The sequence below is a fragment of the Staphylococcus cornubiensis genome, assembly GCF_900183575.1.
Lineage (GTDB): Bacteria > Bacillota > Bacilli > Staphylococcales > Staphylococcaceae > Staphylococcus > Staphylococcus cornubiensis.
On the sequence record NZ_FXUZ01000001.1, the window covers coordinates 612501 to 628445 of the forward strand.

Annotated in this window: 14 protein-coding genes and 1 pseudogene; 4 read left to right on the plus strand and 11 right to left on the minus strand. The window is 37.6% G+C overall.

Annotated elements, in window-relative coordinates; translation table 11 throughout:
* Window positions 1–17: 17 nt before the first annotated feature.
* The 6 genes from dprA to ylqF all read right to left on the minus strand — a co-directional run bounded on the left by dprA (window position 18) and on the right by ylqF (window position 6141).
* Window positions 18–905, minus strand: coding sequence for a DNA-processing protein DprA (dprA, locus tag CCE82_RS03000; protein ID WP_086427943.1), 888 nt, complete (start codon window positions 903–905; stop codon window positions 18–20).
* 274 nt (window positions 906–1179) lie between these two features.
* Window positions 1180–2085 (minus strand): succinate--CoA ligase subunit alpha, encoded by a 906-nt coding sequence (gene sucD / locus CCE82_RS03005; protein WP_086427944.1) that lies wholly within the window; start codon window positions 2083–2085, stop codon window positions 1180–1182.
* 21 nt (window positions 2086–2106) lie between these two features.
* Entirely contained in the window at window positions 2107–3273 is a 1167-nt protein-coding gene (gene sucC, locus CCE82_RS03010) for an ADP-forming succinate--CoA ligase subunit beta (RefSeq protein WP_019167871.1), read from the minus strand.
* A gap of 851 nt (window positions 3274–4124) precedes the next feature.
* On the minus strand, window positions 4125–4400 hold the full coding sequence (locus CCE82_RS03015) for a hypothetical protein (protein WP_086427945.1): 276 nt from the start codon (window positions 4398–4400) through the stop codon (window positions 4125–4127).
* 90 nt (window positions 4401–4490) lie between these two features.
* The gene (locus CCE82_RS03020) at window positions 4491–5276 is read right to left on the minus strand and encodes a ribonuclease HII (protein WP_086427946.1); all 786 of its coding nucleotides are present in this window, start codon (window positions 5274–5276) and stop codon (window positions 4491–4493) included.
* Window positions 5269–6141 carry a ribosome biogenesis GTPase YlqF gene (gene ylqF / locus CCE82_RS03025; protein ID WP_086427947.1) on the minus strand — a complete coding sequence of 291 codons (873 nt, stop codon included), beginning with the start codon at window positions 6139–6141 and terminating at the stop codon, window positions 5269–5271. The genes CCE82_RS03020 and ylqF overlap by 8 nt, the downstream gene beginning before the upstream one ends.
* A 228-nt stretch (window positions 6142–6369) precedes the next feature.
* Between ylqF and CCE82_RS03030 the strand changes: the two genes are divergently transcribed.
* From CCE82_RS03030 to CCE82_RS03050, 4 genes are all read left to right on the plus strand, one after another.
* Entirely contained in the window at window positions 6370–6753 is a 384-nt protein-coding gene (locus CCE82_RS03030; protein WP_086427948.1) for a GtrA family protein, read from the plus strand.
* A 21-nt stretch (window positions 6754–6774) separates the two neighbouring features.
* Complete coding sequence (locus CCE82_RS03035) at window positions 6775–9384, plus strand: YfhO family protein (protein WP_086427949.1); 2610 nt, start codon at window positions 6775–6777, stop codon at window positions 9382–9384.
* Window positions 9381–11978: a YfhO family protein gene (locus CCE82_RS03040; protein WP_086427950.1), complete on the plus strand. Its 2598-nt coding sequence runs from the start codon at window positions 9381–9383 to the stop codon at window positions 11976–11978. Before CCE82_RS03035 ends, CCE82_RS03040 begins: the two co-directional genes overlap by 4 nt.
* A gap of 376 nt (window positions 11979–12354) precedes the next feature.
* Window positions 12355–12840, plus strand: a complete 486-nt coding sequence (locus tag CCE82_RS03050) for a hypothetical protein (RefSeq protein ID WP_240507149.1) — start codon at window positions 12355–12357, stop codon at window positions 12838–12840.
* Between the two features lie 182 nt (window positions 12841–13022).
* Here CCE82_RS03050 and rplS read toward each other — a convergent pair whose 3' ends face one another.
* The 5 genes and pseudogenes from rplS to CCE82_RS13235 all read right to left on the minus strand — a co-directional run.
* The gene (rplS, locus tag CCE82_RS03055) at window positions 13023–13373 is read right to left on the minus strand and encodes a 50S ribosomal protein L19 (protein WP_086427953.1); all 351 of its coding nucleotides are present in this window, start codon (window positions 13371–13373) and stop codon (window positions 13023–13025) included.
* A 107-nt stretch (window positions 13374–13480) separates the two neighbouring features.
* Window positions 13481–14212, minus strand: coding sequence for a tRNA (guanosine(37)-N1)-methyltransferase TrmD (trmD, locus tag CCE82_RS03060; RefSeq protein WP_086427954.1), 732 nt, complete (start codon window positions 14210–14212; stop codon window positions 13481–13483).
* Entirely contained in the window at window positions 14209–14712 is a 504-nt protein-coding gene (gene rimM / locus CCE82_RS03065; RefSeq protein ID WP_086427955.1) for a ribosome maturation factor RimM, read from the minus strand. Before rimM ends, trmD begins: the two co-directional genes overlap by 4 nt.
* A 330-nt stretch (window positions 14713–15042) precedes the next feature.
* Window positions 15043–15318, minus strand: a complete 276-nt coding sequence (gene rpsP, locus CCE82_RS03070) for a 30S ribosomal protein S16 (RefSeq protein WP_014614106.1) — start codon at window positions 15316–15318, stop codon at window positions 15043–15045.
* Window positions 15319–15745: 427 nt separating this feature from the next.
* Window positions 15746–15945, minus strand: a pseudogene (locus tag CCE82_RS13235) (hypothetical protein); the annotation flags it as partial.

The window sequence follows — 15945 nt, forward strand, 5'->3', positions numbered from 1 at the left end:
AATCTTTTGTATTTATTTCACAAAGCGTTAACATTTAAATCATCATAATCTTTCAAAATATCTTGTGCACATAAAACAATTTCTGCGCCTTCTTTTACGCGCAACATATTACCTTTTGTGTGCATATTGAACATGTCCCCCGGCAATACATAGACATTGCGATTTTGTTCTAATGCCTGATCCAACGTAATGAGGGCACCACTTCTTTCTTTCGCTTCAGTAATCAATATCCCTTTCGACAATCCACTAATAATACGATTACGTTCAGGAAATCTAAATTTTGCGATAGGCGTGTGCGGGGGATACTCGCTTATTGTTAAATGGTATTGTTCCATTGTTTGGCGTAATTGGCGAGTCTCTTTCGGATAATGTTGAAAATGGCCAAAACCGAGCACACCAATCGTGGACATGTGCTGTTGGATTGCATAATGATGTGCGAGTGCGTCTGTGCCATGTGCTAATCCAGAAACAATCGTAAGTGGAAAATGCTGAAATTCATTAAAAAGGATATGCAGCGCTTGTAGGGTATATGGTGTATGTTGTCTCGCTCCAACAATACCAAGACTATGCGTTGAACCTTGGAGTAATTCAAGCCGACCTCTACAAAATAAAATCAATGGCGGATCGTAAATTTCTTTTAATAACGAGGGATAAAGCGGATCATTAATCGCAACAGCCGTGATTTGATATTCTTGCAATGACGCTTCAATAGTGTGGATATTTAATGTTTCAAGTCGTTCTAACTTTTGTTGGAAATGAGATTGTGGCATGTGTGAAAGTATCTTTTTGAGAGATTGAATCATTTGGGGAATCGCTCCTGTAGATTGCAAAAGTTTTGGATAAATGTGGTGGATATGTTGTGTTGAAAATCCTGCATACAATAATAATAGTAGAAATTGTTTCATAAATTCATGTTCACCTCTTGATGTAGAATAAGCGTAGTAAATGGATAAAAGAAGAATTGTTAAAAAGTAGAATAAAAACATAAAGTGGATGAAAAATCATATGCATATAGATTGATACAGATTCATAAAAAAGAGAATCAATGAAACCAAAACCAAGCTATCCAAACACGGACTGATAGCACCTCATTGCTCTACCAGTCCATACTTGTATAGCTTCAAATAGCGATGTGCAGAATTATACCTACACATCGCTTATGAATGTACTTACATTCTATTATTTCACTGTAAGTAATGATTCGTAAATGCCTGCTTCTTTGGCCGCTTCGATTAAAGTCGAACCAATTTCAGAAGGTGTTGCTGCTGTTTTAACGCCACATTCATTTAATGTTTTGATTTTTTCTGCAGCCGTTCCTTTACCACCTGAAATAATCGCACCCGCGTGACCCATACGTTTTCCTGGAGGCGCTGTTTGACCACCAATGAAACCAACAACAGGTTTTTTCATATTTGCTTTAATCCATTCTGCAGCTTCTTCTTCTGCTGTACCACCAATTTCACCGATCATCACAACTGCTTTCGTGTCATCGTCATTGTTAAATGCTTCTAACACGTCGATAAAGTTAGTTCCGTTAACTGGGTCCCCACCGATACCTACAGCTGTAGATTGACCGATACCTTCTTCAGTTAATTGATGTACCGCTTCATATGTTAAAGTACCAGAGCGTGAAACAACGCCGACATGGCCTTTTTTGTGGATGTATCCTGGCATAATACCAATTTTCGTTTCATCTGAAGTGATGACACCTGGGCAGTTTGGTCCAATTAAGCGTGTCTTTTTACCTTCAAGATAACGTTTAACCTTAATCATATCGATAACAGGAATATGTTCAGTAATACAAATCGCTAAATCTAATTCTGCGTCGATACATTCTAAAATTGCATCTGCCGCAAACGGAGCTGGCACGTAAATCACAGAAACGTTACCGCCAGTTTCTTTTTTCGCTTCTTCAACTGTATTGAAAACAGGTACGCCTTCAACCACTTGTCCACCTTTACCTGGTGTTACCCCTGCAACAATTTGCGTACCATATTCTAACATTTGTTTAGTATGGAAAAGGGCAGTTGACCCTGTAATACCTTGTACGATTACTTTTGAATTTTTATCTACAAATACACTCATTGTAGTTGTCCCATCCTTTCCTTACGCTTCGTTTACAAGTTTAACAATTTTTTGTGCACCTTCAGCCATTGTATTTGCTGGTTCAATTGCTAAACCTGAGTCTTTTAAGATTTGTTTACCTTCTTTAACATTTGTACCTTCAAGACGTACAACTAATGGTAAAGTTAATTCCACTTCTTTTACTGCCGCTACGATACCTTCAGCGATAATATCACAACGCATGATACCACCAAAGATATTAACGAAAATACCTTTAACGTTTTCATCGCCTAAAATGATTTTGAACGCTTCAGTAACTTTTTCTTTAGTTGCACCGCCACCTACGTCAAGGAAGTTGGCTGGGTTACCATTAAAGTGATTGATTGTATCCATTGTTGCCATTGCTAAACCGGCACCGTTTACCATACAACCGATATTACCGTCTAATGCGATGTATGATAAATCGTATTTAGAAGCTTCGATTTCTTTTGGATCTTCTTCTTCTAAATCACGTAACTCAACGATATCTTTATGACGGAATAACGCGTTGTCATCAAAGTTGATTTTAGAGTCAAGTGCTAAAACATCACCTTCACCTGTTAACACAAGTGGGTTGATTTCAACGATTGAACAATCTTTTTCAATGAATACATTATATAAAGCAATTAAGAATTTAACCGCTTTGTTAATTGATTCTTTAGGAATATTGATGTTAAATGCGATACGACGTGCTTGGTATGGCGCTAAACCGACAACTGGGTCGATTGTTTCTTTGAAGATTTTTTCAGGGTTTTTCGCTGCAACTTCCTCAATTTCAGTTCCACCCTCTTCAGAAGCCATTAAAGTGACACGGTCTGTCGCACGGTCAATGACAAATCCAACATAATATTCTTTTTGGATGTTGGCACCTTCTTCAATGTAAAGACGCTTCACTTCTTTACCTTCAGGACCTGTTTGGTGTGTTACGAGAACTTTTCCAAGCAACTCATTTGCATACGTTTCAACTTCTGATAAAGACTTAGCGATTTTAACACCACCCGCTTTACCACGTCCCCCCGCATGGATTTGCGCTTTGACGACATATACATCTGTGTCTAACTCTTTTGCTTTCTCAACAGCTTCTTCAGCAGAAAAAGCCACACGCCCTTCTGGTACTGCTACGCCCATTGAGCGAAAAATTTCTTTTCCTTGATACTCATGGATATTCATACTCCATCCTCCTGTTTCTTAAGGTTAAGTTCAAGTACAATTATAGGAAATGTAAGCGCTATTGTAAACAGATTCCCTCTAGACGAATGAGGATTTATACAGCACAACACCCTTACAACACATGCAATACATTGTTTCAGCTATTATCAAATTACAAAAATTATTTTTTACATCTCATTGATTACAAATCGCACACTACCATGGACCTCTCTTCTCTAATAAGAAAAAAGTGTTGTGGGAAAGATTTTGTGTTAACACATCTCGGATTCCCCTCACCTCAATTTGAAGAAAGAATCACATCATCATGCACCTCTCCCTCTCCTCTATATAAAGAAGAATGTTGTGAAGAAGGTTTTGTTTTAACACATCTCGGACTCCCCCTCATCTCGGTTTAACGACCACACTCAGATTGCAAAAATCGCGCAAGACTCCTGAGGGATGAAGTTGAAATCAAAATGACATCTTCTAACTTTAATAGTGGCTATTGTTTAACGCAGTAGCTGTCTGACTTCTCAATGCTTTCGCTTTTGAGAAATCTAGTCAGCCTTGCGGGGATAGTACTACGAAATCTTTGTTGCTTATAAGATTTCTGTACTGCTCCCGAAAATCCAATTTGGCTTCAAACAACTGTCTATTTCAATCAAGCCGAATTGAGTTGAAGGGCCAGCCCATAGGAAAGCGTAGCGCGATTTAAGTAATCTAACAAAACGCACTCAATCCAACCTGTGAATGTCTCATCATGTGCCTTAAAGCAAAATGTATCCCAAAACAAAACATGTCCCACAAACAAAAAACTAGGACAAAACGGAATCACTCCCGCCTCATCCTAGCGCAACCATACACACATCAAACTAATTCTCTTCATTCACTTGAAACGAAATCTGCGTATCATCATCCATTGGCACTTGCACAATCTTCTGCTCATCCTCAGTTGACTCCACAACAAATTGATGCTCTTTCAACAAACGAATCAAATCTGCTTGTTGTTCTTCTTCAATTGAAATATTTAGATTTTCTTCAATTTCTTGCTTAATTTTCTTAAGTTTCTCTTCATCTTCTGTAATTTCCACTTCTTTTTCTTCAAAGTGTACTAATACCTTATATAATTTTTGTAAAGTTTCATCCATGATTTTCATGTTCCTTTCTTTATAGAAATTACTACTAGTAAAACACAATTTCAACTTTTTGAAAACTTTTTAAATGCATACTCACTTTAATTAAATTGTCGAAACCATTGATTTAATAGGCTCAAATGACTTTCTATGAATAGGTGTGACCCCGTATTGTTTCAAACCTTCTAAATGTTTTTGCGTGCCATATCCAGCATTTTGCGCAAAATCATATCCAGGATATTGTTGTGCATATTCTGCCATAAGGTCATCTCGATACACTTTAGCAATAATACTGGCTGCAGCGATGGAAACACTTTTCGCATCCCCTTTAATGATTGCTTGTTGTGGCTCAGTCAGTTGATCCAGTTTCATCGCATCAATTAAAAAGTGCGTCGGTGTAACGGACAAGTTTTGAATGGCACGGTACATTGCAATTTGTGTCGCTACATAAATATTATGTTGATCGATTTCTTCGGGTGTGGCGATGCCGATTGCCCATGCACGGACTTGAGCTTTTAACGACGTATTTAACAAAGTTCGCTTTGCTGCGGACAGTTGTTTTGAATCATTAATCCCTACAAAATCATGTCCAGGTTGTAACACCACTGCACTTGCGACAACTGGTCCTGCAAGTGGTCCACGTCCGACCTCATCTACACCACAAATCAACGCATCTGGTTGCACATTTAAAATGTCTGTCTCATATTGACACATTTCAACATATTTTTGATACTGTAATTGGCTTTTCTCAAGTTGACGTCGTCGTTGTTGGAAAGCTTGTTGCACACCTTTACGTTCGTCTTGAAAATCAGGATGCTGGGCTAAATCTTCCAACGTTGTCACGAATTGTAACTCCGCTTTAATCGTTTTAATGGTTTTACTTTTACTCATCGGACTCGGCCTGCCATTCGGAATATAAGTCAAAGCAATATGTTCCGATTTTCGCATTTCTAATATCATAGATGAGTGCTTCAATGACCGCTTCATAATCCACTTCATTGCCACGTTGTAACATACCACGTTTACGGCCTATCGCGTCAAACCAATCCAACATTTCTGCATCACGCGGCACGTCAATTTTAAAATGTGCTAACAACGCTTCATAGTCATGTTCAATAAGAAACTCTAATCCATAAATCGCCACTTCATCTAAATGCACAATGCTATCTTTAATTGCACCTGTTAAGCTCAACTTTTTACCAATCAGTTGGTCTTCAAACTTCGGCCATAATATCCCTGGTGTATCCAATAACTGTAATGATTTACCGACTTTAATCCATTGCTGTTGCTTCGTCACACCCGGTTTGTTACCAGTTTGTGCAATGGAACGGTTCGCGAGTTTGTTGATTAAAGTTGATTTACCTACATTCGGAATGCCGACAATCATTGCACGAATCGCTCTTGGCTTTAAACCTTTTGCCTTTTCACGCTCAAACTTTTCACGTGTCGCTTCAATTGCAGCTGCTTCCACTTGCTTTAAGCCTTTACCATGTTTTGCATCAACGGCTACAGGATAAGCCCCTTTTTCTCTAAAGAATGCATACCATTTTTCCATTTCTTTTAAATTGGCCATATCCTTCTTATTAAAGATGACAACGCGAGGTTTTTGTTGAATCACCTCATCAATCATCGGGTTTCTTGAACTAAAAGGAATGCGTGCGTCTACCAATTCAAAGACCACATCTACCTTCTTCAGTTGTTCCGTCACTTCTCGTTTTGCTTTGGCCATATGACCTGGATACCATTGAATCACCATAGTTTTAACTCCTCTTAATTATTCTTACAAATCGTTTTTTTAAATGATATATGTTATATTAATTGTTAGTTTTAAAGATAAATACGTATGAAATTGAATGACGAAATAAAGCCATCCGCATCATGTATTGTATAACATAATTTGATATACACCACTTTAAGTATAATCAACTTTATCGTCAATAGCTATTCACAATCACATATCGTTGAACAAAGGTAGGTATATTGAATGGTGAACTCAGCCCGTTTTTTTGAAATTTTACGTTTTATTATAGTAGGTGGCGTCAATACACTCAATTATTACATCGTCTACTTAATATTATTACGTTTATTTGATGTTCATTACCTGATTAGTCATACTATAGGATTTATATTTTCGTTCGTCGTCTCTTTTTATTTAAATTGTTATTTTGTATATAAAGTACGACCGACTTTGAAGAAATTTTTAGCGTTTCCATTCACACAAGTAATCAATATGGGGACACAAACTTTACTCATCTATATATTTGTAGACTTCATGCATTTTAACGCAACTTTTGCACCATTTGTAGGACTCATCATTACGATACCCATTACTTATATTTTATCTAAATTCATCCTTAAAGATCGATAAGTTAAAAGTGAGGTTCGCATTATGAGACGTTTCATTCAAACCTTGAGCTTTATTGCTTTATTTTTATGCATGTCACTCATTGGACATGCTTACATATTGTATCGTTTTTTCGCAGATGGTCTGTTATTCACAGGACCAAATGACGGTATGGAACAAATGGTACCCATTCAGATGTTTTTATACGAAAAATGGTCTGAAGGTACCTTTTTCTATGCCACCGACTTTGGACTTGGTGGTGACTTTTTTACTGATTTATCCTATTATTTTTCGACCAATTTCATTTTCATCTTGACGGCAGTGGTCACTCGAGCTTTATCGCTTGCACACCTTGTTGACCCAAAAGATATGATGTATTGGTTTACACAAGCATGGGTCGTTTCAATTTTTAAATGTACCGTTATTATGTTAGCCACATACGCCTATGCACGTCAGCTCAAACTCCACCACGTCGCATCAATTGTTTTCGCTGTATTATTCGCGATGTCGCCACTTTACTTCCGATTTACAGTGTACTGGCCATTTTTTAGTGATGTGTTCATTTTATTACCGCTTCTATTGTTAAGTATCGAACGATTTTTGAAATCAGGGAAATTAGGTCTGTTCATTGTCATCACGGCATTATCTTTTGCGAATAATTTTTACTTTGCATATTATCAAGTGTTAATGGGGCTGATTTATTACATTTTAAGAGTGTTGCATGTCCATCCCAATGACCAAAAAAGAGGTGTTATGACAGTCCCACCTTTAATTGTGGCAGCGGTTTTAGGTGTAGGCTCAAGTTTGTTCTTTTTCTTTCATGGGGCACGCAGTTTTTTCAATAATCAACGTATTGCATTTGATGGTGACATTCCGTTAATCGCGCCTTTTGATCAAAATACGAACATTTTCTATGACAACTATTTAATTGTCATATCCTTTGTCGTGGTACAAGCGTTACTTACATTTAAACTGTATCGTCATTTTTATTTTAGAGTGTTCGCCCTGCTCAGTATTTTTACGATGATTGTAGCATTTATTCCTTATGTTGATAGTATTTTCAATGGTTTTTCAGCCCCTCAAAAACGTTGGCACTATTTATTAGCTTTTGTGACAAGTGGTTTGATTGCAACTTATGTTCAGCATTTCAAATCATTATCACGCCATACATATATCGCGACTGCAATACCTGCTGTAGCTATCGTTGTTATTAGTGCATTCGTTTATGATCGTATCGTGGAGTGGCTCTATCTCATACCGGTTGTCGTTCTGGTAGGTTGGATTGTATTGACCATCCATCGTCACCGTACCACATTTCGTTTTCAAACTACTATCAGCTTTGCATTAGCACTCATTATCTTGCAATTTGCGATTTCTTCAGTCTTTATTAAAAATCAAATTTTCCATAGAGATCATGAGACGCGTGCAAATACATTTTATGCGAATGCGAGTTTGTACAATACACCTTTACAGCAATCGTTAGTCAATCAAATGAAAAAAGATAAACTTGAAGACGAACGTATAGATTGGCGTGTTAATGAGCAGGATAATACCCCGATGTATCAACATTTTAAAGGACTCAGTTTGTATTCGAGTATTTTCGATCAACAGCTCATCGAATTTTACTATCGTTATTTGATGATTAATTTAAAAGAAGAATCTGTCAGTCGCTATCAATCAACAGGTGGTCGATCAAACATTGCGAGTCTGTTGTCTGTGCGCTATCAAATGGAGAAAAATTACCAACATCAACTCCCAACCCATTTTGAAAAAGTTGATCATAATGGGCAGTACAACATGTATGAAAATCAGTACCCTTTACCAGCTGTACGTGTCACAAATCATTATTATCGTGAAGAAGATTTAAAGACGCCGATTGATCGAGAACATGCGATGTTGGATGGGGTCATTATCGACCACCAAGGAGAAAACTATCCTGAAAAAGCACAAAACCTTGTTGATGAAGTCCGAATGACGAAACACAATGCTCAAAGTGAAGGTTCCGGTGAGCTCAAGGTCATTCAACCTCATGGCGGTGTGACCATCCAAGTACCCGAAAAGTTGCGCAAACAATATGAAGATTTTTATGTTACCGTCTATTTTAAACGTGGTGTGCCCGATAGTAATAGCACACTTGATGTCAATGGCTATAAAAATCATCGTTTGTTCAATGCTTCCAAATATCGCACTGGACAATATACATTACTCTATCGGGTACAACCTGACAAAAACGGGCAAATTCATCTTCGTATTTCACCTACTGGGTCTTATCAATTTAAAATACAAAGTTTGTACGGTGAAGATTACAACACTTTAAAACGGGCATATAACAACAAAGGGGAGCATCATTATCAAGAACATCATGGTACGCTTCAGGTCAATTTAGCCCAGCATTCAGGAGGGATGGCAGTCATTAACATCCCTTATCGTAACGGGATGGAAGCGAGCGTTGACGGACAGCGCGTAACAGCTCAAAAGGTCAATGGCATGATGATTGGTATTCCAATTGGATCTCATGCGAAACAGATCGAAATTCACTATCGTCCGCCTTATTTCATTACGATGGTCTTCCTATCCATCATCAGTATTGTCATAAGCATCATTTACAGTCGTTGGTATCAACATAAATCATTGAGAAAGAGTGAAAAACATTGAAAAAACATAAACAAAAAAGTACTTTATCTCGCTTTTTAACCGTCTTCATCGTGGCGTGTCTCGTCGGATGTGTCGTTTATTTACCTGTCGTTTTCCGTTTCATTCAAGACGGCATCATTTATAGCGGAAACGGCGATGGTTTTAAACAGATGATGCCTTTTCAACTCTTTTTATATGAACATTTTTCTCAATTCCACTCATTTTATGACAGTGGTTTTGGGCTCGGTGGCGATTATTTTACAGACCTCGCCTATTATTACACGACCTCACCGATGATGTATTTGAACTTCATCTTTGTCGGCATCGGGCAATGGCTCTTACATTTCAATCCGAGTGACATTGAATTTTGGCCAAGTAATCAAATTTTTACTGCTTATTTGCGTTGCATTTTTACCTTTCTTGCCGCATATGGCATGTTTCGTAATTTTAAACTCGAACGTTTTTATAGTCACTTAGGCGCATTCCTTTATGCAACATCATCTGTAGTCTATTATTTCAATTTTACTTGGTCCTTTTTCGGCGATATTTTAATTTACTTGCCTCTTTCTATTTGGGGCATTGAACGATTTTTTAGAAGTCGTCGTATCGGATTATTTATAGTTGCGATTGCATTAACGCTTTTTTCTAACTTTTATTTTAGTTATTATGAAGCCATTATTTTAACTGTGTATTTAGTTTATCGGATGATTTGGCAACACCCTGATGATCAAGTCAAACGTTGGCAAAAATTGTATTTACTCATTCCAGCCGTGCTATGTAGTTTATGTATAGCATCATTCGGCTTTTTCACTGGTGTGCGGTCATTTTTGAATAACGATCGTCAAACGAATGATGTGTTCATTTCGCCGATTATCGATTTTTCACAAAAGTACCATATCTTTACAAATGGTTTTTACATTACAGTCACTTTTATTGCAGTTGTCGCGCTCTGTTCTTTCCAACTGTATCGTCATTATCATTACAAAATGGTGGCAATTTTAACTTGGTTGCTCATTATCGGTTCGTTTTCGCCTTATTTTGACAGTGCATTTAATGGCTTTTCTTTTCCACAGCGTCGTTGGGTATACATCCTCGCATTAACGACGAGTGCATTAATCACGCTATGGATTAAACATTTTACCGAACTCACTGTTAAAGGATTTTTACAGTCGCTCATACCTGTTGGGATTCTTGGGATTGCGACATTATTCTTTTCACGCGGGGCAATGTGGTGGATGCTTGTCAGTGTCGTCATTTTAGTATTGATTGCCTATCACATTTACAAACGTCGACCACTAACAAGTAGGATGCGCGGAGTGATTTTAATACTCTTTGTCCTACAACAATTTGTCTTATTGATTAATTATCATCACAACAATATCGCGCCATATCAATCTACCATGCAAGATATGAAAGCATCGAAATATCATAGTGCCGCTTTACAACAACAGATTGATACGATAAAGAAACATCAATCACCGTTACAGCGCATCGATTATATGAGCACTTACGCTGTGAATTCTAGTATGATTTATCACTTTAATGGTGTCGCACTGTATTCGAGTATTTTCGACGGCGATATTTATGATTATTATGACCGTCAAATGCAAATCAATATGGAATACGATAGCAATAGTACATATCGTTTATTAGGTGATCGTGAAAATTTATATGCATTATGGGGCGTTACAGATCGCATTAAAAAAGCACCGGATCATGCTTTACCATATGGAATGAAAAAAGTCGAAACGATTCAAGATCTACATCAAAATTGGACACATTCACATCAAACAATTGATTATCCGAGTGCACATTTAACCCCTCGTGTTTATGATGCGAAAGACTTAAAATCACCGTTAGATCGCGAACAAGCGATGTTGCAAGGTGTAGTGCTCGATAACCAAAAAGCCAATCAAACGTTTCATGCAAATCCGAACTTGTTATCAAAAGCTAAAGTGACGCCACGAGATGCATCGATGAAAGGAAAAATGTTAAAAGTGCGCCAACAAGATGGCGGTGTGGATATTCAATTGCCTAAAGATGTACAGCAACGTTATCACGATTATTACGTTGAAATGGATATTGAATTGTTGTCACCGAATCAACCGCACTATTTAAAGCTAGATGACTTTTATCAAAGACGTACGAAACTTGACTATGCCTATCGTCGTTACGTCACACCGATTACAGTACGTGTTCCCGTTCGTGATACAGTAAAACTGAAGTTAAAACAAGGCGATTACCGCTTTCAACTTAAAGGCATTTATGGTGAAGACTACAGTACATTAAAACGTGCAGCTTCAGAAGTGGCACCAGTTAAGGTTGAAACAGACCATCACCATTTGACTGCACATTTTAAATCAGCAAAAGATCAATATCTCGTGTTACCGACGCCTTACAGAAAAGGGTTGAATGCTGAAGTCAATGGAGAAACACGTCCTGTATTACAAGGAAACGGGTTAATGACTGTCGTACCAGTCGAAAAAGGCGACAGTGAAGTGACCCTCACATATGAACTTCCTTATTGGCGGTTACTCACAATATTAACCGTGTTCGGACTTATAGGGACAGTGGTTTATCGTTGGTGGCTACGTCGTCAAACAAAAGCAAATTAATTACAGTATTAAAACATGAGCGATTTTTCGCCTACTCAGTATGGATGGCGCTTGGATATGTAGTAGGTCCGGCCATTACTTACTTAGGCGAGAAATCGCTTTTTCTTGAATGTTTTAGAATTCTCTCATTTCACAAAACGGATAATTTTTTTATCGAATCAATGTGGAATTTTATATTTCAAAAGGTTAAAATGACGTTATATCAAAAATTCGTAAAGGCGGTGATTTTTTGAACCACACTGAAAATGTTTTTCTAGATTTTTTGCTTCAAAGTTTAAGTGGTGTCGCCCATTTTTTTACATCCTTGTACGAACATTTTAATTTTCCTTGGCTCATTTTAATCATCATCGTTATTTTTAGGAAAGATATTTCAAAAATGTTGACGCGGGTCAGTGGTGTTGATTATGAAAGTAGTGCCGGCAAAGTGAGTGTTTTATTTTCGAATATGAAACATTTAGAATCGCAAATGGAAGGATCCGAACACCAACAGATTCGTGAATACGGCGAAGATTTAAGAGATCGCATGCACCTCGACCATCGACCTATGTCAGAAGATGAAATGACGCCTTATGATTATTATTTTAACCTCGTTCATATGCCAGAGTTTACCTGTAAATCCATCGCAAAACACGGCTATTTCAAAACGATTGCAGATTTATATAACGCTTATCTTTTCCTCACGAAAGATTATGCAAAGGAAAACCATCGACCAACCGAAATTATAGAAAACATCTATGACACTGCTATGGATATTAAAAGAAATAGTGGCCTTTTGTTTGACGAACAATTTATCGCGAAATATAGAAGGTTTATCGAATTATCATACATGGGACTTGTTGAAAGTCATAAAGAAAGTCAATAAGAGGGTGTTTGAATTATAATTAATAATGAGGCATGTGCATACTTCCCTTTTGACTCAATGACATGTCAAAAAAGAGACGCTATGTCGAGATGGTGAAATTTGGACTCCTAACTCAAAATAAAACAGGGTTGAGACATTGATATGTCCAACCCTGTTTAATAAGTGTATTTGGTATCCTCAAATTAACGAATTTCTTGGATACGTGCAGCTTTACCACGAAGGCTACGTAAATAGTAAAGTTTCGCACGACGTACTTTACCACGACGTTTCACTTCGATTTTCTCGATTTTTGGTGTGTGTAATGGGAACGTACGTTCAACACCTACACCTGATGAGATTTTACGAACAGTGAAAGTTTCAGAAACACCGCCACCGCGACGTTTGATCACAACACCTTCGAATACTTGGATACGCTCACGGCTACCCTCGATAATACGTACGTGTACACGTAAAGTGTCACCTGGACGGAATGATGGGATATCGTCACGTAATTGTGATTTTGTTACTGCTTCAATTAATTTGTGATTTGTCATTATTTATTCTCTCCTTCAACCTATGTTCTTGCCTCGACAAAATATAGCAGCGGATCATAGTGATTTTCGTGTCTCCACACTCAGATTATACTAGCACAAATTCAGTCTTATTTCAATGTTCTTTTTAACGATTGAATGAATTTCTGATCTTGATCTGTCAGTGAATAATGTTCTAATAAATCCGGGCGCTTCATAAAAGTTCTTGTCAATGACTGCTCATGACGCCATTGTGCAATTTTCGCATGATCACCAGACAACAGCACATCAGGTACCGTCATCCCTTTATAATCACTTGGACGCGTGTATTGTGGATATTCTAATAAGCCACTAGAAAATGAATCATCTTCATGCGACACTTGATTGCCTAATACACCTGGAATGAGGCGCACAATCGCATCTGTCATGACCATCGCAGGCAACTCGCCCCCTGTCAGTACATAATCCCCGACAGAAATTTCATCAGTGACTAAATGTTCGCGAATACGTTCATCATAGCCTTCATAATGGCCACAAATAAAGACGAGATGTTCCGCTTCAGCAAGAGATTCCGCCAACTTTTGATTGAACGGCTGCCCTTGTGGCGTCATTAAAATTACACGTGTCGTTTCTGAAACTTCCAAATCCGCCATCGCATTAAAAATCGGTTCAGGCTTCAGTACCATCCCTTGACCGCCACCGTACGGATAATCATCAACTTGATTGTGTTTATTGTTGGCATAATCGCGAAAATTAATCGTCCGTGTCTCTAACACATCGTTTTCTCTTGCACGCTTTAAAATAGACTGATTGAGCACGCCTTCAAACATTTCTGGAAAGAGCGTTAAATAGTCGATTTTCATTCGTTTAACAACCCTTCTAATGGCGTAATAACGATACGACGGCCTTCAATGTCCACTTCTTTCACAACATCTGCAATATATGGAATGAGATGTTCTTTATCGCCTTTAACAACCCAGACATCATTCGCACCTGTTTCAAAAATTTCAGTGACGCGACCAATTGGACGATCGCCGTCAAATACCGTGCAACCGATAATGTCTGAATAGTAAAATTCATGTTCATCTAATTCAATCGCTTCATGATCACGTTCTTGATAGAGATGTGTCCCTTTCAAATATTCGATGTCATTAATATTCGTATAGCCTTCAAACGTCAACATATGTAAGCCTTTATGCATACGGTGTGACTTCACAGTTAACGAAAGCGTTTGATTTTGATATTCAGCTTGTAACACTTCACCAGGTTGAAAGCGAATATCTGTAAAATCCGAATGAGATTGAACTTTGACTTCACCTTTAATACCGTGTGTGTTCACAATTTTACCCACTTCTACTTTCATGTCGTGAGCCTCCTATTATCGCAATTTATACAAAAAAAGATGAGACATTGAAGCGTCTCTCATCAAGTCACTTCTCGTCTCACCTCGTCATTGGTGATGCCATGAATATAGAGGTTCAAATGAGATATCAACTTGAACGCCGCAAAGTTGACTCGATTTTTAAAACTTGAAAAATACTGTTTAAAAGTCAGTCACTTATCACATGGCGAGTGTTCCTCTTATCGACCATGCTATTCGCTATTAGGCTTGAATCACCACATTGTAAACATACTTTATCGCTTAAAATCAAATAGGAAAGGTGTCTCTCCCTTCCCCGTTGATATGCTTACATTATTTTGCTTTTTTCTGTTCGTCAAAAGTTTTTAAAATACCTTCACGTGATAAAAGGTTGTGAACTGTATCTGTTGGTTTCGCACCGTCTTTTAACCATTTAAGTGCTAATTCTGCATCGATTTTAACTTCCGGTGCATTCACCGCTGCTGGGTTGTAAGTACCGATTTGTTCGATGATACGACCGTCACGTGGTGAACGTGCGTCTGCTACTACAATACGATAGAATGGGTTTCTTTTTGAACCTAAACGTGTTAAACGAATTTTAACTGCCATTTATAATTCTCTCCTTTAATTTCATAAGTTTTGTTATCTACAAGAAATTATAATAACAGGAACTCATGATTTTGTAAAGAGAAAATACTTTACCAATTAAAATTTCTGTCATGCTGTGCACATTTGGGGATGGGATACAAAAATTTTGAAGGCTATTGACAGGGGATTTTGCTTAACTTGCCCTCAATGATTTTTTGCTTTGATTGCCATCTAGGCTTCCCTTTCTTACTGTTTTGCAAGTGTTTTTTTAAGTATTTTGGCATCACTGAACTACACCTAGCTAATTTTAAAAATTTTTTCTAGGTGTTATACTAAATATGTAGGAAAATGATGAGTTGTTTAGTCATTATGAGTATGACTAATGCATAATTCTCCTGTATGCACAATTCAAGATGTGTTTAGTGCTTAGCTAATGGATGCGGTTATCCTAGTTTGAAGGCTTTGTTGAGTTAGTCTTTAAATGGCTTGTCGCACGTTCATAGTCATATCTTGAGTTTGTTGCGTTTAAGTAATGAATAACTTTAATGAGCTTGTTCACACAAGCAATCATGGCCACTTTATGATGTTTATTGTAAGGTGGCTTTTTTAATTTATAGTAATAATCGCAAATATGATTTTGCTGACGGT